This is a genomic window from Paraglaciecola sp. MB-3u-78 (genome assembly GCF_002835935.1).
In the GTDB taxonomy this organism is placed as follows: Bacteria; Pseudomonadota; Gammaproteobacteria; order Enterobacterales; family Alteromonadaceae; genus Paraglaciecola.
Genome location: NZ_PJCF01000086.1, coordinates 84,621 through 104,770 on the forward strand (window position 1 = coordinate 84,621; position 20,150 = coordinate 104,770).

Genomic DNA, 20,150 nt, shown 5'->3' on the forward strand with positions numbered 1-20,150 from the left:
GAATGGTTGCAGTATTATTCATCATGTAACGAGGATTCAAAGTGGAATTTAGCGTAAAAAGTGGCAGTCCAGAAAAACAACGCAGCGCCTGTATTGTGGTGGGTGTGTTTGAGCCTAGGCGTCTCACATCTGTCGCCGAACAGCTCGATATTATTAGTGAAGGCTATATTAGCAACTTACTCAGAAGAGGGGATTTGGAAGGTCAAGCCGGTCAAATGTTGTTGCTTCACCATGTTCCTAACATCTTAAGTGAACGAGTATTGTTGGTAGGTTGTGGCAAAGAACGCGAACTAGACGAGCGTCAATACAAACAAATCATCTCCAAAACGATTAAAACGCTCAATGAAACAGGTTCGATGGAAGCGGTTAGTTTCTTGACTGAATTACATGTTAAAGGTCGCGATACCTACTGGAAAGTGCGTCAAGCCGTAGAAGCGACACAAGATTCTCTATACACCTTTTTGCAGCTTAAAACCAAAAAAGGTGAATTACGTAGACCACTTCGAAAAATCGTTTTTAATGTATCCACACGTCGCGAGTTATCCATTGGCGAACGAGCACTTGAGCATGGTTTAGCCGTAGCAAAAGGCGTTAAAACGGCGAAAGATGTTGCCAATATGCCACCGAATATTTGTAATCCTAAATATCTACTTGAGCAAGCAGAAGGTTTAGCCGTCACTTATGAAAATCTGCATGTTAGCTCAGTGAATGAGAAACAGATGGACGAGTTAGGTATGCACTCATATTTGGCGGTGGGCCGTGGCTCTGTGAATGAGTCAATCATGACTATTATGGAACATAAAGGTGGGCCATCAGATCAAGCGCCAATCGTTTTAGTCGGTAAAGGATTAACCTTCGATTCTGGTGGTATTTCTATCAAACCAGGCGAAGCCATGGATGAAATGAAATATGACATGGGGGGTGCAGCTGGGGTATTAGGCGCAATGCATACCATCAGTGCTCTGAACCTGCCAGTTAATATTGTCGGTATTCTAGCGGGTTGTGAAAACATGCCTGATGCCAACGCATACCGTCCCGGTGATATTTTAACCACTATGTCAGGCCAAACAGTTGAAGTGCTCAATACCGATGCCGAAGGACGTTTAGTATTATGTGATGCATTAACCTATGTAGAACGTTTTGATCCTGAGTTGGTCGTGGATGTTGCTACATTAACGGGGGCTTGTGTTGTGGCTTTAGGCAAACATGCTAGTGCCGTATTCAGTAACCATAATCCTCTTGCTCATGAATTGATCAATGCATCTGAACAAAGTGGCGATAAGGCTTGGCGTTTACCTTTATGGGATGAATACCAAGACCAAATCGAAAGTCCTTTTGCCGATATGAGTAATCTCGGTGGCCGTCCTGCAGGCGCGATTACGGCAGCCTGTTTTTTATCTCGTTTTACTCGCAAATATAACTGGGCTCATATGGATATTGCAGGCACAGCTTGGGTTGGCGGTAAAGAAAAAGGGTCAACAGGTCGGCCTGTACCTATGTTATCTCAGTTCTTAATGAACCGTGCAGGTATTGAAACTGAAGATTAATCACGCCCTTTAGGAACCACTTCGTATATGTCAAATGTAACGTTTTATCTGCTTGATGAAACAGACGACACACACCAACAGCCAGCGCACTTTGCGCTGGCTTGTTTGTTGGCGACCCGCTGTTATCGGAACAAACAAAAATGTTTAGTTTATTGTGAAGATCAACAACAGGCCGAACAATTTGATGAATTATTATGGCAGTTGCCCAACGATGCCTTTGTTCCCCACAATTTGGCCGGAGAAGGTCCGATAGGCGGCGCCCCAGTTGAAATATGTTGGCAAACACCCAGCCAATTTAATCGACCCATACTCATTAATTTAGCTGATAACATTCCCGATTTTCATCAACGATTTAGACAAGTCATTGATTTTGTGCCTGCAAAAGAGCAACTCAAACCTCAGGCCAGAGAACGATATAAACAATATAGAGCGGCAGGTAATCAACTCGATACCCTACCCGCCTCAAGCATTAACGAGGCACACAATAATGGATAAGATATTTAATCCACAAAATATAGAACGCGATATATACCAAAAATGGGAAGAAAGCGGACAATTTAAACCTTCTGGAGAAGGCGAATCCTACAGCATCATGATACCGCCCCCAAACGTGACGGGCAGCCTGCATATGGGCCATGCGTTTCAACAAACGATTATGGATGCGTTAACCCGATACAAACGTATGTCGGGCAATAATACCTTATGGCAAGTGGGCACTGACCACGCAGGTATTGCCACTCAAATGGTAGTGGAGCGAAAGTTAGCAGCAGAGAATAGCCCCACTCGTAAAGAATTAGGCCGCGAGGCTTTTATCGACAAAATTTGGGAATGGAAAGCCGAGTCAGGTAATACTATTACCAACCAGATGCGTCGCTTAGGTGCCTCAGTGGATTGGGAACGTGAGCGTTTCACCATGGACAAGGGGCTTTCAAACGCAGTAAATGAAGTATTTGTGCGCCTGCATTCAGAGAACTTAATCTATCGCGGTAAACGCCTAGTTAACTGGGATCCTAAGTTTCATACCGCCATATCCGACCTAGAAGTTGAAAGTAAAGACAAAAAAGGTCACATGTGGCACTTTCGTTATCCTTTAGCTGATGGGGTTAAAACGACTGATGGCAAAGATTACCTAGTAGTCGCAACAACCCGACCTGAAACAGTGTTAGGTGATACTGGTGTAGCCGTTAATCCGGAAGATCCCAGATATAAAGACTTGATTGGTCAGTTTATCGATTTACCTTTAGTGAATCGTCGTATTCCTATCGTTGGCGACGAACATGCAGATATTGAAAAAGGCACAGGCTGCGTAAAAATAACCCCAGCCCATGACTTTAACGATTATGAAGTCGGTAAACGTCATCAATTACCGATGATCAATATTTTGAGTTTCTCTGGTGAAATTCGCCAGCAAGCTGAAATATTCGATACTAAGGGTGAAGCAACTGATGCCTTAAATTCAGCCATACCTGAAGAGTTTCAAAACTTAGACCGTTTTGCAGCCCGCAAAGCCATAGTGGCCAAATTGGATGCAATAGGCTTATTAGAATCAGTAAAAGACCACGACTTAACGGTGCCTTATGGTGATAGAAGTGGTGTGGTAATTGAACCTATGTTGACCGACCAATGGTATGTACGTGCAGCATCTTTAGCTAAAGTCGCTGCAGATGCCGTCACCAATGGCGAGATTGAATTTGTACCTAAACAATATGAAAATATGTACTTTTCTTGGATGAATGATATCCAAGACTGGTGCATTTCCCGTCAATTGTGGTGGGGCCATAGAATACCAGCTTGGTACGATGAACAAGGTAAGGTGTATGTGGGGCGCAACGAAGCAGAAGCCCGTGCAGCAAATGGCTTGGCCGCTGATGTCGTACTCAGACAAGATGACGATGTATTAGATACTTGGTTTTCCTCTGCGCTGTGGACGTTTTCTACACTAGGTTGGCCTGAAAATACTGAAGACTTAAAAACTTTCCATCCTACTGATGTGTTGGTCACCGGTTTCGACATCATTTTCTTCTGGGTAGCCAGAATGATCATGATGACAATGCATTTTGTAAAAGATGAAAATGGCAAACCACAAGTGCCTTTCAAAACAGTGTATGTGACCGGCCTTATTCGTGACGATGAGGGTAATAAGATGTCTAAATCAAAAGGTAATGTTATCGACCCTTTGGATATGATAGACGGAATTTCCCTCGAAAATTTACTCGAAAAACGCACCGCTAATTTGATGCAGCCAAAAGAGGCTGAAAAGATCAAGAAACAAACAGCAAAGCAGTTCCCTGATGGAATAGAGTCCCATGGAACAGATGCTCTTCGTTTTACCCTTGCAGCACTTGCCTCTACCGGCCGAGATATCAATTGGGATATGAAACGCTTAGAAGGCTACAGAAACTTCTGCAACAAATTATGGAATGCCAGTAACTTTGTGCTGATGAATACCCAAGAACATGACTGTGGATTTAACTCAAATTCCCATATGAGGCTCTCACTTGCAGATAAATGGATCATCGGGGAATACCAAAATACGATAAAGACTTATCGTGATGCCATGGATACCTACCGTTTTGATATTGCCGCACATACTTTATACAAATTCACCTGGGATCAGTTTTGTGGTTGGTATATAGAATTAACCAAACCTGTTTTATTGCAAGGAAGCGAAGAACAACAGCGCGGTACTCGGCATACTCTCGTCACTATCTTAGAGTCTTTACTAAGATTGATGCATCCTATTATACCGTTTATTACAGAGACTATTTGGCAAGATGTATCTCCTTTGGCTAACTGTCATTCTGCCACTATCATGAATCAGGCTTACCCTGAATATGATGCTGCCAAGGTTGATGCCACAGCGATGCAAGATCTGGAATGGGTCAAAGCGTTTGTATTATGCATTCGTACAATTCGCGGTGAGATGGATATCGCCCCAAGCAAACCGTTACCTGTATTGCTCCGTAATGCCTCTGCTGAAGACATAAGACGGCTTGAAGAGAACGGGATATTTTTACACGCAATTGCCAAGCTAGAGTCTGTGACAGCTTTAAGTGAAGATGACAAAGCACCGGTTTGTGCTACATCTTTATTGGCCTCACTTGAAATTATGATCCCCATGGCAGGCTTAATTGATAAAGATGCGGAATTAGCGAGGATTGCCAAAGCCTTGGATAAATTAGAAAAAGATTTTGCTCGTACGCAGGGTAAACTTTCTAATGAAAAGTTTGTGAGTAATGCCCCTGACGTTGTGATTGAAAAAGAAAAAGCTAAGTTAGCAGATTTCACCATGCAGATGGGCAAACTACAAGAACAGCGCAGCAGCATTGAATCTTTATAGGGTGTAGTGATGAGTAGGGGATGTGTTATCAATAGGGGTAACACATTCTCGCTATCTTTAGTTCTGTGATAAAATTCAATAGAAGATTTTTACGAGGAAGGAGAAATTGGCCATATACTTTCGGCGCTTAATCGTTTTGCATATACTTTTAATGAGTATAGTGGCAAGTGCCGCTGCTACAACTGAAAAACACTTAACCTTAGTCTTTGCTGGTAATATGCCTGACATAAGTAAACATACTTATGGCACCTTCACAGACCTTTCAGGTTTACTAGAAAAAATCAGAGCCAAAAAAACGCCGACTATTTTTACCTTTGGCGGAGGTAGTTTAGGGCCTAGTCCTTTTTCCAGTTTAGACAAGGGCTCTCACATCATTGACATTCTCAATACCTTAGAGCCTGATTTAATGACGCTCACCAAACGTGAGTTTAGCTATTTCGAAGATGAGCTTACATTGCGCTCTTATGAGGCGGCATTCCCAATCGTCAGCAGCAACCTTTATGACCCACTCATTAATAGTAACCTCGAAGGCATTTTAACTAGTCTCATTGTCGAAAAAGAAGATGTGAAAGTGGGGTTTATTTCAATTCTAGACGAAGATGTGGTTGAAGAGTATTCACTAAAAAGAGCCAGTGTACTTGAACCCCGAGAGGTTATTCAGCAGCAAATTGACCTTCTCAAACAAAAAGGCGCTGAATTATTGGTGTTAGTTTATTCAAAAGAAAGGGATTATTACCAAACTCTTATATCTGAAAATCAAATAGATTTTGCTTTACGGATATTGCCAACATCTGCAAGTAACCACACTCAACTTCAGCCTAACAGGGTGTATTCTATTTCAAGCAAAGAGCCAATAATAGTACTTCGTATTAGTTGGCAGGCTAAGGGACAAGAGAAAAAAATCACCATTAAAACGTCAAAACATAATTCTGCGTATATACCTACTAAACCAACCACTGCATTGTTGATTGATGAATACAACCAACGACTCAACCGACTTCTAAACCAAGAAATTGGTTTTTTTGGAAGTGAAATACTCACATCCAGAAGTTTAGTCCGAACCAGGGAAATGCCCTTTGGAAACTTTATTGCTGACGTACTAAAAGACTATGCTAAAACAGATATTGGGTTAATCAATTCGGGAATGATCCGTGGTGACAAACGTTATACCAAGGGCTCAATCATTACCCGTAAAGACATTGCCACAGAGTTACCTTTTAGGGAACATATCGCAGTTTTATCTGTGACAGGTGCACAATTAATACAAGCTTTAGAAAATAGCGTCAGTCAAGTTGAACACGCTGAAGGACGTTTTTTACAAGTATCGGGTATTTCATTTACTTATTCCCTTGAAAAACCTGCTGGCAAGCGGATACAAAGCGTACACATTAATGGAAATACATTAAACCCTGAGCAAAAGTATTCGGTCGCCACCTCTGATTACCTAGCCAACGGGGGGGATGGTTACGATGTTTTTCAGAATGCACTACACAACGATAAGTACACTCATAAGTCTTCTGGGGTGTCACATGCTGTCACTCGAATGATACAACTGCAAAAAACAATTGAGCCTAAAGTTGAATTCAGAATAAGGCGAGTAGCTGAATGACTGTTTTAGCTACAAAAAAAGGCGCGCGTATTTCACTGGTAAAAGTATTCAGCGGCGGCTTAGTGGGAATATTGTGTATTTTTATCCTACTCAGTTATTTTACCTTTACGCGTTTACTTAGTTTTGAATCAACACTGACACATATATCTGACAAATCTTTACCTAACCTCATACTGATAAGTCAACTCTATAGTCAAGCAGCCACACTATTAGAATCTACAGCGATTTTGTCTAAATCTTCATCAAATGCGTCAAATCGTTTAGCGGAAAAGCAACTCCAAACCAACCTTATTAATGTTCGTCAGGCGGCAGAAAAAATCTTCAAAAATGAGTTTTTAGATACCCAACTAGACACCATCGCTATGGAATTAGATGAACTATCTGCTTTGATAGAAAATCGTTTGCAGACTCTAAATAATATCGAATTTTTAAGAACACAAATGTATGAGCTTAACACTCATGCCCTTGATCTTGAAAATCAACTTTCACCAGCCTGGGCGTTGGGGGTTTCGCAAGTATTAGTCAATGTGAGCAGAGCATTGAATGAGAAAAAGCTACAAAGGGTGAGGTTCTTATTTATTCTATTAAAGAAGCAACTTAACGAACTAAGTGTTCTTTTTGCCAAAGGACAAAATAATGCTGAAAAGCGTCAATTAACAAATCAATTCAAAACATTACTTTTTAGTGAAAATGGCATGGAAGCATCAAAAATACAATATTTGCGTTTAAACGGAAGAGCCATAGGTAGAGAAAATTTCGTACATAACTTAATTTTAGATTATGTGGCACAACTTGGTTTTGTGACCAATGAAACAGAACAAAACATCACCCTACAAGTCGCCTCTTCTGTTATCAAAATGAAACAACAGACCCAACTCATCAGGTCTATCTTGATAGGTGGCGTTATTGTTCTGTTATTTATAGTCGTCTTGTTTCAACAAAGGGTCCTTAAGAGGATCCGTCTTTTCAATCACATAGTGCGCCGCGAAACCCAAGGGTTTGAGAATCAAACAGTACTTGATGGGAATGATGAAATTACTGATTTAGCTGAAGCCTTTAATGAATTCACTCAAACAATTGAAATACAAAAGCAAAAGCTTGAACAACTTTCGATGTCAGATGGACTAACCGGTATTGCTAATCGCAGAGCTTTAGATATTCGTTTAAAACATGATATTAAATTATCCGTTAGGCAAAAATCTGGTGTCGCCTTATTGCTCATGGATTTAGATTGTTTCAAACTGTATAACGATAATTATGGTCATATAGCCGGAGACCAATGTTTAAAGGATGTATCTAAGCTTATTGGTGATTCACTGCATCGAGATAGCGACTTCGTTGCCCGATATGGAGGTGAGGAATTTGTTTGTGTGCTGCCAAATACTGATGCAAAAGGAGCACAAGAGATAGCGATACATATCATTGAAAAATTGAAAAATATGGCGCTGCCACATAAATACAGCAATGTGGCAGACTACGTGACTATGAGCATTGGCATTGCGACGTCACAACCTAATAGTATATTGACACCAGAAGCGATCATTAGACAAGCCGACTCTGCCTTGTATGCTGCTAAAGAAACAGGCAAAAACGCATATAGCCTATATTCCCCGGCTATCAATTCGAAGTAACGAGCTCTTTATTGGCAATTTTTTGATCTATATACGCGCCGAATTCTTGTTTAAACCAATGTTGTAACATGTTTTTTTCGAAACGCAAGGACTCACTTTTGAAAAAGTGACTGCTGCGATCTAGAAATGACATATCTTTGAGTTTCACTGCTGCCTGTTGCACGACTTCGCCAGACTCATCCAATAACTGATAGCTAAAATCGATCCTTGGTATATCAATATTCTTAACGATCCGTACATCGGATCCACCGTTACCCAAACCAACAAAGGAGGCAGGCCAGACTTGTCCAGCCAGATCAAGATCACTGACTTTCATTAGTAATTTTTGATTATTAGGTAACGTCAATGCCAACTCATTCATATATTCGTTAATCTGTTCAAAGGTCGATTCTCTGAATCTTTTACGGGACTCATTGCTAGGCCTAACATCACGGTATTTTTCTGGTTTGTCCCATTCAATTTCAACTTCTGCTTGGGCCAACACTTGACTAGTTAAACCTAATGTCATTGCAGAAATAATCAATCCATTTAATATTTTCATCATAAATCCCCTACGTTAAGGTAGTTGTCAGTATTGCTCTTATACCTGAATATATACTGAATCTAATTCAAATAAGTTGCAATAGGGTCTATTTATCTTTCATTTATAGATCCTAGGCCAAAACAAAAAAGCCGGATTATACCGACCAAAGATGACAACTCGTATCGAGCCGTAAAAAACAAAGTCAGCCAACATTTAACACTGATTAAAAAGGCCCGAATACTGCCGCATCTTCTGCCCAAGTGGTATGCCACACTTGATTGCCGTGAATATAGTAGACGTTATCACCATGGATAATACTTCTGTCCTGCCAACCACTAGCATAAGGCTGTTCATTCACGTCAGGACGCACTTCACTCCGTTGAATCAACTCAGGGTTGTTAGATGTGGTATCGACTTCAAGCAACATTAAACTATTGGATGCAGCCCAAAAACCGGTCTGCTCATCGGAAGATATATTCCAACTCTCAACAGGTAAAGCGAACTGGTAACTGCCATTATTATTTAGCACAGAAAGTGCGCGATAATCATATTCAACCGGGGTATAACTGCTGGGTTTAACAATACTGTTAACTTCAACAGGGTGAGCTGGATCGGATACATCAAATAAACTAATTTTCATACCCTCTTGAGTCACAGGCTCAGCGGTTACCTCTCCATTTTCAGAGATATTGTTAACATTAACCTGCTGACCTACTCCAAGTAGATATCCGTTATTTAAAGGATGCAAATAGCTAGAAAACCCAGGAATTTCTAATGCGCCTAACACCTTAGGGTCATTAGGATTTGCTAAATCAAGAACATAAAGCGGGTCTATTCTTTCGAAGGTGACTATATAACCTCGGTCTCCAAAAAATCGAACGGCAAAAATATCTTCACCGGGCTTTCCTATTGGCTCTGGGAATGTGTCATTGGGTAACGAAGCCAAAATAGTCAACTCACTGCCTTGCTGACCTAAGATTGAAAGTTTATGTGATGGCCCACCTGTAATGTAATCACTGGTCACTATTCGTAAATTATCATCTTGCTCACTTAAACGCAGATTAGGCGCGCCTCGCCAACCAATAATGCCATCTACCTTACCTGTTGCCTGATAGGTCAAATCTGTGTCCAACGCCACTTTATGCAAAACAGTGTGATTATCCACAGATGAACTTAGATACAAGTTTGCCTCAGACATATACACCATGTTTGCCACCGAACTGATGCAACTCGACTGAATATCATTGGGATCCGTTAAGTTAATTCTGCTTACTGTTAAAAGATGGGCATACCCATCTTTATCAGTAGCTTGAGCTGGGATCACGCAGTCTTCAGTTGAATTTAAAGGAGTGCCTTGATCGCCATTTAGATAGATTTTTGGCATGAGTTGCGAGTCTGGCGTATTCAAAATAGTCAAATAGTTGGCCAGTAACTCTTGTTCTGTGCTGGCATTTGGGTTCAGCCCCTCAAGATAGGCGGTATAGCTGGTTACTAGATATAGATCATCGCCTATTCGCCGACTCGACACCATTGCACCATCAATCTTGATATTGCTCACTGAAGAAGGATGACTCGGTACAAAGGTGTCGTAAATATCTAAGCTTAATTTACGTTCATTTGGCGCCCAAGGTTCAGAGGCAAAGGAAAGAGTATCAATGCTGTAATATTGAGTGTTTGTACTTAACACCGCTAACCTATCATTATGCTGATACATGCCTTCTATATTCGAATTCTTATCCACCAGAGGCAATTCACTTACTGCATTTAACGAAAAATCATTTTGCCTCTCTAACACTCTGACCTTTGACTGATAAGTGCCTCCTTCACCCCATTGCGGATAAGCCGCCAGATATAATACATTTCCATCGTATTCTATACGGTCTGCTTCATCGACCCCTGATTCTTGAGTATTAGTGGTAGAGAAATTGTTGTTTGCACTATCTTGGCTCACTGCGGGTTCGGCCACCCCTTCTTTAAAGTTATTGGCATATTCAAATGCAGCTGAATAAATACCATTTTTAATAAAACGGCTAACGGACTGTTGACCCGCTTTAACCAAAGGTCCATCAAATGAAGTAGCCGAATTAAGCTGCGGTGGCTCAGTGGGTATTTCAATTATAGGCTCGTCAATAACGGGGGCTGCCTCATCGGAACAAGCTGCTAATACAAAAACAAGCATCAGGATGATAACCACACAAAGCAGATCACCAACATTAGTTTTTTGGGGTTTTAGCAGCATAGTCAAATACCTCTCTGTATAAATGATATAAAAATATAAATAAGTATAGCTAATGTGATGTATTTTTTATGTTCGAATTTGATACTAATTGTGAATATTTGTAACCCAGTAACAAGCACCGCAAAAACTCTGCTAGGCTACGCATATCATCAATGCCAAGGTTTTTATTTTTGTACATTGTGTTATTTCGTTTATTGGTTTTATTTTGTTTGTTTTTCCCCAGCACAATACTAGCTTGCTCGGGAGATGAAACATGCATCGAGAAAAGCAGTTGGCACCTTGGAATAGCATTGGGAATAGGCGTTAAAACCAATCCACTGGTGGATGGGGACAATATCCCTTTGGTTATTATGCCAGACGTAGCTTGGTACGCAGAACAAGCCTACTTTGATAATGGCGAGCTGGGGTACCAATGGTTAAACCAACCCAAAATTGCATTTTAAACCTTTATACAACCTGACCGAGAACGTGCATTTTTTTAGTTTTTTGCATCCTGCCAACATCCTTATAGGATAAAAACCATTTGGGGCAAGGGGTTCTTTTTTGTCGCAGACGCCTGGGACGATTAACTTTTTATGGCTCGCCTATTCATCAGTATGTATCTATTTATTGCCTTATCTTTGGTGGGTTTGAGCGCAGGCCTTGAACGCATATTTTTCACTGAGTCAGACATATCTAATACGCAACTGTTAGGGCCTGTATTTGAGGAAGCCAAACAACAAAATGTCGATATGCCAAAGTTTATTCAAAGCTTAGGCGGCACGCATACATTACGAGATTTAGGTGATATTGCTTGGTCAGATAGTGATTTAAATAAATTAAACAATGGGCGAGCAATCGTGCTCAGCGACTCAAGTGTTACAGAGCAAATTTATATTCTTGATAGTACAACCCAGTTGCTAGAAATATCATTGCCGATTAACAGACCTGACTCTGGGAGATTTTTGTTATACTGCGTCATATTTTTTTGTTATTAGGTGGCGTTATCGCATTTTGGATTTGGCCATTATGCCGTGACTTATCACACCTTGAAAAAACGGTTTCAAACGTCAAGCCCGATGGCAGTATGGTTCAAAATAATATTCAGATATGTATAGAAGACGACGGTGTACGCATTCCTCATGCGAAGGGTGAAAAAAATTTTTCACCCTTTTGTCGTCTTGATGAATCTCGAGATAGACAAAAAGGTGGAGCCGGTCTTGGTTTAGCTATTGTAAAAAGAATTGTCGATTGGCATCAAGGAGATTATTTTGTAACCGATGGGGAGCTGGGGGGAGCTAAATTCATCATCACCTTGCCCAATTCTTTTTAGCTAAATTTGTTAAGCATACCTTTGCGGTTGATTTCACCACAGACGTGACGCAAATTGCTCCCATAAATGTAAGGGTTTTTATCTCCAGCATGGCAATAATGTTGATTAAAATTCTTAAGTTCAGTTTTTGTGCTAGTGATTTTATATAAGTATTCTGTTTGCGGCTCGGTTAAATCTTGAACATGGGCCGTAATTTCATTTCTAAACTTGGCTAATTTTTGATTATCGATGGTCATAGATATGCCATGTATCCACTGTGAAGTGGTCGTTTGCATGTCCGACAACCAAAATTGCACAAACGCACTGCGTAAAATCATTATCAAAGCCAAAATTTCAAACGTAACTACAACAAAACGTAACATATAGTATGTCTCAAAGACCATTAACTCATTATAAGAATCCACATGTTACGTGATACTGGCACAGTAAAACATACTCAATAGTTATGCCTTTTAATAACAACGAATAACAATCCCTGAGTTAAAGTAACCTAAACTCTGGTTAAGACGTGCCGCCTCCCTTAAGTTAATTGCAGTAATAACAGTATGTTAGATAGTATTAGTTGCATTGCAAAGACATTGAACACATCCAGTGCTGCTATTATTGCGTATATCGAGGCGAATCTGTGAAGCAATAGCGCCCTATTGTAAGCAAGTTCAACAAAGATAGGCGCAATAATAGTTGTGCTGGACGGTATGGCTTATCCAGAGTTCAGGTTAAGTATAAAAAGACTGATTGGGATCAGTATATTCCAATTAACAAATGAGTCTTAAGTAAGTAAATTTTTAGGCTCGTTTATTCTGTTCAAAGATCTGGTTAAATAATTCATTACGTTCTTTTTGAAGTAATTCAGCACAAGCATTATCTGTCATTTCCATAGCTTGCTCATCTAGTATTTCAAAATGAAAGTCTGCTTTCAAATATGTTTTGGCATTGGGTAAAGATTTTAGTTTTTCATAGGGCGTCATCATACTTTTGTAAGGGTAAGTTTTACGTTGTTTCCCTTTATCATCAGTGGTGACTTCAGGAAAGAAACAAGGTCTATGATAATTGATATACGGGTAAAGATATTTTAAATTAAACGTATTGATTAACGGTGCCCATTTCTGTGGAATATGTGTGTAACCAAACTGTTTTCTTACAATTGATGCATTTTTACTTTCTGCTAAGGCATTATCGTTTGAGTGTCTTGAGCGTGATTTAGTGAGCTCTATTTCAAGTTTGGTGAGTAATTTACACACGTGTTTGTTGATGTATTCAGAGCCATTATCTGAATGAAACCCTTTGATAATAAAAGGAAATGCGGCCATCATTTGCGTTAGTACTGGAATGAGGTAACGCTCACTAATACGTTCAACTGAGCAAACAACCTCAAACTGTGTCACCTCATCAACTGCATTAATATGATACACGCCTTTTTGTTTATCTAGGTCTCCTTGGTGCACGGTATCAATACGAATATAGCCAGGCTCGCCGTTGGGTTGAGGTTTACGCCGTTCGCCAATAGGCACTTGTCTTGATTGTGTTTTTGTGAAGTGTCTGCGTTGTTTTTGGTAGCCTTGAGAGTGCCTCAAGTTATATAAATGTGAAACAGAGATAGTGGCAAGCATTTGGTATTCTGATTGCTCAAACGTATTGTAGGCACGCTCCAACAGCTTTTTAGTGGCATGACCACAGATATCATCATGCCTTGCGTCCATTTCAGCCAGTAGCTTAATATCCTTTGTACTGTAAATGGTTGAAAAGCCGTTAGTTCGGCAAGGTTGCCAGTTAATTCTGCCGACGTCCTTGTATTGTTTTATCAATCGAGTGAGTTGCTGCCGCGAGTAGCCTGTCACCTTTTTAAGGTATTGATTGACGATCCCTTTGTCGGTTTTTTTTAACGTGATATAGCGAAATTTTATCAATGTTTTTTGAATGAATTGATATCGCTGATTTTTATCACCTAAAACGGTAAAGGCGACGGCTTGGTTACCTTGAATAAAGCGTTCAAGCTCTTCAATAGTGGTGAGGTTTTCTATATTCATGATCGCTTGCATCTTATGATCATGAACAGAATTTAAGTCTTTAGACGCATTTCATTTTGGAAACACGCAATTAGTTAAGACTCATTTCATATTGGACAAGGCTACGGGTAGTCTATAGTGTTAATTTGTCCTATACTAGGTTAGAAGGTTTTACTAATACAACGGGTCAATGCAGGTCGGTTACTTTCGTTATTATTGAAAATGAATGCAATAATCCAGAGACTTTTGTTTTTTGGGACCAGATTCACCCAACTACTGCTGCTCATGCCGTTTTAGGTAAAGAGGCATTTCGCTTAGTTTCCTCTGATAGTGTATTGGCCAAAGAAGTGACAGCGCCCGCCGTGTTTATGCTGTTTTCCTTGAGTTTAATAGGTCTAGCTTTTACTAGAAAATCCAAATAAGACTGCTTTAAGGAACATGCTTTAGTGAGCATTGTTGATTAGATAAATTGACAATGTTCACCGCGGTAACCTGATTATCATCCTCATGCAGTGTGAATAAATACGATAGTAATTAAAAAATCTCCAGCTGTGACGTTTTGACAACTTGATTCTATCCTTGTTGCATAGAAAGGGCGTAGCGTTTATTATTTAATATATTATAATAATTGGTAGTCAATGTGAATTCTTCTACAATATTCCTGAACTATTTGGTCATAATTAACCCAATCACTAGGCAGGTTAAGCGAAATTTGGGCCTAATTTCCTTGCCATTTTTTCTACTTTCTTTCATCGTTAATGCCAACACTCAATTTGAAAATGTCACCGTTGCCGCTGGATTACAAGATTACATTGCCGATAGTGGCGATATCCACGGCCCTGGTGCGGTGTTTACTGATTTAAATTCAGACGGTTTGCCTGACCTTTATTTGCTGCGTGGCAGCACAGTGTTTAATGCTAGTAGCCCAAATGAGCTGTATATCAATGATGGCAACGGCAGCTTTTATCGACTTCCAAATGATGCAGGCGCGGGTGATGACGGAGCAGCAACAGGCGCCATAGCTGCGGATTATGACAACGATGGAGACGTCGATCTTTATGTACTCAACTTCAATGGAGCGAATGTACTGCTTCAAAATCAACTTTCTGATACCGGCACATTCTCATTTATCGATCACACACCTTCAACAGCCCCTACTAATAGTGATGCAAACCAAATAGGACTAGCCGGTGCTTTTGACGATAATGCTGAGTTCGGTAGTATTTTACTTGATAACTCTTTAACAGCAGCATGGTCAGATGTGGATCGAGACGGCGATTTAGATTTGTTTGTCGGTAATCACGATTCATTTTGTTTAGAAGGGAACGCGGAAGGCCCCTCTGGTTTACCCGGACAACGTGATATTTTTTATAGAAACAACGGTGATGGCACTTTTTCAGATGTTACGGTGCATTTTGATGTGACTGGATATCAAAGCAAATCTGGGCAGACCATGACTAGCGGACAGCATTTTAGTTCCTCTATTGCCATTGTTTTCGCAGATTTTGATAACGATCTTTGGCCAGATTTATTGGTTACTAACAAAGTTGGCGGTAGTGATGATCGCAATATGTTGTATCGTAATCTGGGCGATGACGCGATTGGCAAGTGGCTAGGCTTTGAATTAGTTACTTATGATCTTACCCAAGCGTTTGGTCACAATAGTGGTTCTGCAATGGGTGTAGATGTTGGTGATCCAGATAATGACGGCGACCTTGATATTTATATTTCGGGGGCTGGTGGGACAACACCGGGCTCCATAGGTAAAAATGATTTTTGGGTAAATCAATTTAGCGAAACTGGCGAGCTAAGCTTTATTTATAGTTCAGAGCTACCAGCACTATTTTCATGGGGCGTGCAGTGGCAAGACTTTGATTTGGATGGCAGGCAAGACCTGCATGTTGCGAGCCATGGCGGCTTGCAAGACCGATATTACAGCAATCAGCCGTCTGGTTGGAAAGAGCAAGCTAGTATTGCAGGCATTGATCAACAAAAGAACTCAAGAGCAAACGTCAGTGCCGATTATAATCGAGACGGCTGGCCTGACATTTTTGTCGTCAATAAATCAGAGATGTCTGCGCTATACAAAAATCGCTCTGAAATAGATCATCCAGATCGTCGATATCTTGTGCTCTCGCTCGAGGGAAATCCAGAATTATCAGGTCCTTACCGCAGCAACCGAAGCGCAATTGGGGCAAGAGTAAGGGTAATGGCCGACGTTAATGGCAACGGTTCAATCGAGAGCCATGAATTTCAGATCAGAGAAGTGGTTGCCGGCTCTAGTAATGCAGGAAGTACTTCCAGTCACGAATTGGAATTTGGTTTGGGCTTGGCACAACAAGCTCAAATTGAAGTCAAATGGCCTAGCGGTCGCACAACGGTTATGGTTAAGCAAACCAATCAACATCTTCAAATTATTGAAAGCATTGGCTCAGGGGAGCTATTGAAAAATGGTGATTTTGCTAGTGAAAAAAATCATTGGAAAACCAGTGTTGGTGGTTCAGCAAGTGCAACTTGGCAACTTGAAGATGTGACGCCAAACAACAAGGCAATAAGTGTTGATATAAAAGCGCTTGATAGCCAGCCATGGAACGTAATGCTGCAGCAAAGTAACATTGCTATAGAAGAGAATCGAACATATCGTTTACATTTTCGTGCCCGTGCTAGTGTCCCTAATAGTGGCTTAATGGCTACCGTAGGTCAGAATTACACGCCATTTAGTCCTATTGGCTTAAATAAATATTTTGCACTTACCACACAATGGCAAAATTACAGCGTGACTTTTCAAGCAACAAGCAGCGATATAAACGCCCGCATAGCATTTCTACTTGGCTTTGGAGAACAGCGCAAAGTCTGGATTGACGAGCTTGAATTAATCTTAGTCCCGCAATTATTACCAAACACAGAATTGATTAAGAATGGAGACTTTGAGTCACTTGAGTTTTCATTTACTACCCTCGCGATGGGAAATGCTAGTGGCTTAACAGTTAATAAAGAGGCACTTTCGCCCACAGGCAGTAAAGCGGTTTCAGTTGAAATGGTGAATGGCGGCTCTGAATCTTGGGAAGTTCAGTTAGGCCAAAAAAGTATCCCTATTGTCGCCGGTCAAAAGTATCTTCTTACTTTCGGTGCAAAAGCTGCAACATCAGGGTCCATTGCAACACTCTTGATGCAAGACTCTCCACCTTGGAGTAATCTTGGCCATTACGCACAATTCGATGTAAGCACCGAATGGCAAAGTTACAGTGTATTATTTGAAGCGACGGTTAGTGTAAGCTCTGCCCGACTGGCTTTTTTGCTCGGCGGCAATGACGGAAAAAAAGTTTGGCTCGACAGAATTAGCTTAAAACCTTGGGTGCCGCCTCCTGTGCAAGCTATTTCTCCAGCGGAACTTTTACCTAATGGAGGATTTGAGCAGGGATCTTCTGGATGGCGTTTTGAGTCGTTTAATTCTGATAGTGTTGATTGGGCAATTGATCCAACTACTGCCAGCCAAGGACTTCGTTCATTGCGCGCTTCTATCAACAATGCTAGTGGTGTTGCATGGCATATCCAACTAATTAACGAAGGTCACTACATTGAAAAAGGACGGGAGTATCGAATTTCTTTCGACGCAAAATCTGACGTTCCCGGTTTTGCATTGCTTTCTGTTGACCAAAATCACGCGCCATGGCAAAACTTAGGCTTGAAACAAGCCATACCGCTGACTACTGAATGGCAAACGTTTGTCATTGAATTCACGGCAACGGCAACTGACAGCGATGCGAGAATTTCAATACAATTGGGAGACGGCCCTTTATCACGCAATGTATGGGTTGATAACGCAGGAGCCACAGCTAATTGTGGAGTTGCGTTCGTCCCTCCTGCAAATTTGACGATTATCCAAGGTTCAGGAACAGGTAACTTTGTTACGGGTGACCAGATCCCTGTAAGTGCTATTGCTCCAGAAGAAGGCTATTACTTTTCACATTGGACGAGCAGTGGTGGTGGAACATTTGCCAATCCCGAAGATATTAATACCATTTTTACAATGCCTGATAACCCAGTAACCTTAACCGCAAACTTCCTCCCAGGCGTTGCACCGGCAACTGATGTGTCTGCAGCAAGGCGCTGGAATGAAGTTTTATTACAAGCGATCAGATCTGACTTTGCAAGGCCTACCATCCACGCTCGAAATCTATTCCATACATCTTCAGCGATGTATGACGCTTGGTCTGCATTCGCTTTAACGGAAAAGCCTTGGTTATTAGGACGCACACGATCAGGTGTCTCATGCGACCTTTTGCCATTTAATGTGCCGAATAATACAGAAACTGCCCGTGCCGAAGCTATCAGTTTTGCAAGCTACCGATTATTGCGGCATAGGTTTGCTAGTTCTCCAGGCGCCGAGCAAATTATTTTAGACTCAAATGCCTTGATGTCGATGTTGGGTCATGATGTGGACAATGTATCAACAGACTATGTAACGGGTTCTGCAGCGGCACTCGGCAATCATATCGCACAATGCTATATTGAGTTTGGCTTAGCCGACGGAGCTAACGAACAAAATGATTACATCAATACTGTTTATCAGCCCGTTAATCAGGCGTTGGAACCGCAGCTGCCGGGCAATCCGAATATTGTTGATCTAAATCGTTGGCAACCACTGAAACTTGAGGAGTCGATAGATCAATCTGGTAATCAGATAAGTACAATGCCTGAATTTCTCGGTCCTGAATGGGGACAAGTTATCCCCTTCGCGCTGTCAGATAATGATTTATCCATTTATACACGTGATGGTTTCGACTATTGGCTTTTTCATGACCCAGGTGCACCACCAAGCGTTGAATCTGATATGTATAAATGGGCTTTTTCTCTTGTCTCTATATGGTCAGCACATTTAGACCCGAGCGATGGCGTGATGATAGATATATCCCCTGCTAGCATCGGTAATATTCAGCAACTACCTACTAATTTTGATGATTATCCAGAGTTCTATGACACTTATAATGGCGGTGATCCCAGTATTGGGTATACAGTTAATCCAGCGACTGGCCAACCATATACTCCGCAGCTCGTACCTCGTGGTGATTATGCAAGAGTATTGGCTGAATACTGGGCTGATGGACCCAGTTCAGAAACACCACCAGGTCATTGGTATGTGCTTCTCAATGAGGTGAGTGATCATCCTATGCTTGAGCGAGAGTGGAATGGTGCAGGCGCTGAATTGAATAAACTTGAATGGGATGTCAAAAGTTACTTTGTACTTGGAGGTGCAATGCATGATTCTGCGATTGCAGCCTGGGGCGCAAAGGGATGGTACGACTATATTAGACCTATAAGCTCGTTGCGCGCTATGGCTGACTTGGGTCAAAGTACAGATAGTAATTTGCCTTCATGGCATCCTAATGGCATAACGTTGCATCCTGGTTACGTTGAGCTAATTGATTTTAACGATCCGCTTGCGGGGCAAACGGGAGAAAACATTGGCAAAATAAAGGTCAACGCATGGAAGGGTCCTGACGCTATTTTAGACCCTGAAGTAGACGAAGCTGGTGTCGAGTGGATTCTGGCTGAAAACTGGTGGCCATATCAACGACCTAGCTTTGTAACACCTCCTTTTGCGGGTTACGTATCAGGTCATTCAACTTTCTCTAGAGCGGCAGCTGAGGTGTTAACAAATATTACAGGAAATGAGTATTTTCCGGGTGGCATTCATTCATTTGTTATTCCCCAAAACGATTTTCTTGTATTTGAAAATGGCCCTAGTATAAATATGTCATTGCAATGGGCAACCTACAAAGACGCTTCAGATCAATGCAGTTTGTCGAGGATTTGGGGTGGTATTCATCCGCCTTTAGACGATATACCTGGTCGCATTATGGGCGCGAAGATAGGAGTAGATGCATATATATATGCTAACTCGTATTTTAATGGATCAATGGATTAATTAAATTTTAGCCT

Annotated in this window: 13 protein-coding genes; 9 read left to right on the forward strand and 4 right to left on the reverse strand. The window is 41.2% G+C overall.

What is annotated here, in order from left to right:
- Nucleotides 1–41 precede the first annotated feature (41 nt).
- The 5 genes from pepA to CXF95_RS26785 all read left to right on the forward strand — a co-directional run bounded on the left by pepA (nucleotide 42) and on the right by CXF95_RS26785 (nucleotide 8,127).
- Entirely contained in the window at nucleotides 42–1,547 is a 1,506-nt protein-coding gene (pepA, locus tag CXF95_RS26765; protein ID WP_101201469.1) for a leucyl aminopeptidase, read from the forward strand.
- Nucleotides 1,548–1,574: 27 nt separating this feature from the next.
- Nucleotides 1,575–2,042: a DNA polymerase III subunit chi gene (locus tag CXF95_RS26770; RefSeq protein WP_101201470.1), complete on the forward strand. Its 468-nt coding sequence runs from the start codon at nucleotides 1,575–1,577 to the stop codon at nucleotides 2,040–2,042.
- A complete protein-coding gene (locus tag CXF95_RS26775) occupies nucleotides 2,035–4,887 on the forward strand; it encodes a valine--tRNA ligase (protein WP_101201471.1) in 2,853 nt (950 codons plus the stop codon). The genes CXF95_RS26770 and CXF95_RS26775 overlap by 8 nt, the downstream gene beginning before the upstream one ends.
- A gap of 106 nt (nucleotides 4,888–4,993) precedes the next feature.
- Nucleotides 4,994–6,496 carry a bifunctional UDP-sugar hydrolase/5'-nucleotidase gene (locus tag CXF95_RS26780; RefSeq protein WP_232788064.1) on the forward strand — a complete coding sequence of 501 codons (1,503 nt, stop codon included), beginning with the start codon at nucleotides 4,994–4,996 and terminating at the stop codon, nucleotides 6,494–6,496.
- Nucleotides 6,493–8,127, forward strand: coding sequence for a diguanylate cyclase (locus CXF95_RS26785; RefSeq protein WP_101201472.1), 1,635 nt, complete (start codon nucleotides 6,493–6,495; stop codon nucleotides 8,125–8,127). The genes CXF95_RS26780 and CXF95_RS26785 overlap by 4 nt, the downstream gene beginning before the upstream one ends.
- On the opposite strand, the gene CXF95_RS26790 is transcribed toward CXF95_RS26785, so the two are convergent.
- Both CXF95_RS26790 and CXF95_RS26795 read right to left on the reverse strand, forming a co-directional pair.
- Nucleotides 8,114–8,668 carry a DUF3016 domain-containing protein gene (locus CXF95_RS26790; RefSeq protein ID WP_101201473.1) on the reverse strand — a complete coding sequence of 185 codons (555 nt, stop codon included), beginning with the start codon at nucleotides 8,666–8,668 and terminating at the stop codon, nucleotides 8,114–8,116. The two genes, CXF95_RS26785 and CXF95_RS26790, sit on opposite strands and share 14 nt — an antisense overlap.
- A gap of 205 nt (nucleotides 8,669–8,873) precedes the next feature.
- Nucleotides 8,874–10,889 (reverse strand): beta-propeller domain-containing protein, encoded by a 2,016-nt coding sequence (locus tag CXF95_RS26795; protein WP_157828273.1) that lies wholly within the window; start codon nucleotides 10,887–10,889, stop codon nucleotides 8,874–8,876.
- 170 nt (nucleotides 10,890–11,059) lie between these two features.
- Here CXF95_RS26795 and CXF95_RS29770 point away from each other — a divergent pair, with 170 nt between their 5' ends.
- The 3 genes from CXF95_RS29770 to CXF95_RS26815 all read left to right on the forward strand — a co-directional run bounded on the left by CXF95_RS29770 (nucleotide 11,060) and on the right by CXF95_RS26815 (nucleotide 12,201).
- Nucleotides 11,060–11,332 (forward strand): hypothetical protein, encoded by a 273-nt coding sequence (locus CXF95_RS29770; protein ID WP_157828274.1) that lies wholly within the window; start codon nucleotides 11,060–11,062, stop codon nucleotides 11,330–11,332.
- Nucleotides 11,333–11,464: 132 nt separating this feature from the next.
- Entirely contained in the window at nucleotides 11,465–11,866 is a 402-nt protein-coding gene (locus CXF95_RS31005; RefSeq protein WP_232788065.1) for a hypothetical protein, read from the forward strand.
- On the forward strand, nucleotides 11,857–12,201 hold the full coding sequence (locus CXF95_RS26815) for an ATP-binding protein (protein WP_101201475.1): 345 nt from the start codon (nucleotides 11,857–11,859) through the stop codon (nucleotides 12,199–12,201). Before CXF95_RS31005 ends, CXF95_RS26815 begins: the two co-directional genes overlap by 10 nt.
- On the opposite strand, the gene CXF95_RS26820 is transcribed toward CXF95_RS26815, so the two are convergent.
- Together CXF95_RS26820 and CXF95_RS26825 are read right to left on the reverse strand one after the other, a co-directional pair.
- The gene (locus CXF95_RS26820) at nucleotides 12,198–12,563 is read right to left on the reverse strand and encodes a hypothetical protein (RefSeq protein ID WP_101201476.1); all 366 of its coding nucleotides are present in this window, start codon (nucleotides 12,561–12,563) and stop codon (nucleotides 12,198–12,200) included. The genes CXF95_RS26815 and CXF95_RS26820 overlap by 4 nt on opposite strands.
- Before the next feature lie 423 nt (nucleotides 12,564–12,986).
- Entirely contained in the window at nucleotides 12,987–14,240 is a 1,254-nt protein-coding gene (locus CXF95_RS26825; protein ID WP_101196919.1) for a DDE-type integrase/transposase/recombinase, read from the reverse strand.
- A 607-nt stretch (nucleotides 14,241–14,847) separates the two neighbouring features.
- Here CXF95_RS26825 and CXF95_RS26835 point away from each other — a divergent pair.
- On the forward strand, nucleotides 14,848–20,136 hold the full coding sequence (locus CXF95_RS26835) for a carbohydrate binding domain-containing protein (RefSeq protein WP_198556724.1): 5,289 nt from the start codon (nucleotides 14,848–14,850) through the stop codon (nucleotides 20,134–20,136).
- Nucleotides 20,137–20,150: the final 14 nt, after the last annotated feature.

Bases quoted from the DNA above. Each gene is read 5' to 3' on its own strand.
- CXF95_RS26775 (WP_101201471.1), top strand. From the start codon at position 2,035: ATGGATAAGATATTTAATCCACAAAATATAGAACGCGATATATACCAA.
- CXF95_RS26820 (WP_101201476.1), bottom strand. From the start codon at position 12,563: ATGTTACGTTTTGTTGTAGTTACGTTTGAAATTTTGGCTTTGATAATG.
- CXF95_RS26785 (WP_101201472.1), top strand. From the start codon at position 6,493: ATGACTGTTTTAGCTACAAAAAAAGGCGCGCGTATTTCACTGGTAAAA.
- CXF95_RS26770 (WP_101201470.1), top strand. From the start codon at position 1,575: ATGTCAAATGTAACGTTTTATCTGCTTGATGAAACAGACGACACACAC.
- CXF95_RS26790 (WP_101201473.1), bottom strand. From the start codon at position 8,668: ATGAAAATATTAAATGGATTGATTATTTCTGCAATGACATTAGGTTTA.
- CXF95_RS26825 (WP_101196919.1), bottom strand. From the start codon at position 14,240: ATGCAAGCGATCATGAATATAGAAAACCTCACCACTATTGAAGAGCTT.
- CXF95_RS31005 (WP_232788065.1), top strand. From the start codon at position 11,465: ATGGCTCGCCTATTCATCAGTATGTATCTATTTATTGCCTTATCTTTG.
- CXF95_RS26795 (WP_157828273.1), bottom strand. From the start codon at position 10,889: ATGCTGCTAAAACCCCAAAAAACTAATGTTGGTGATCTGCTTTGTGTG.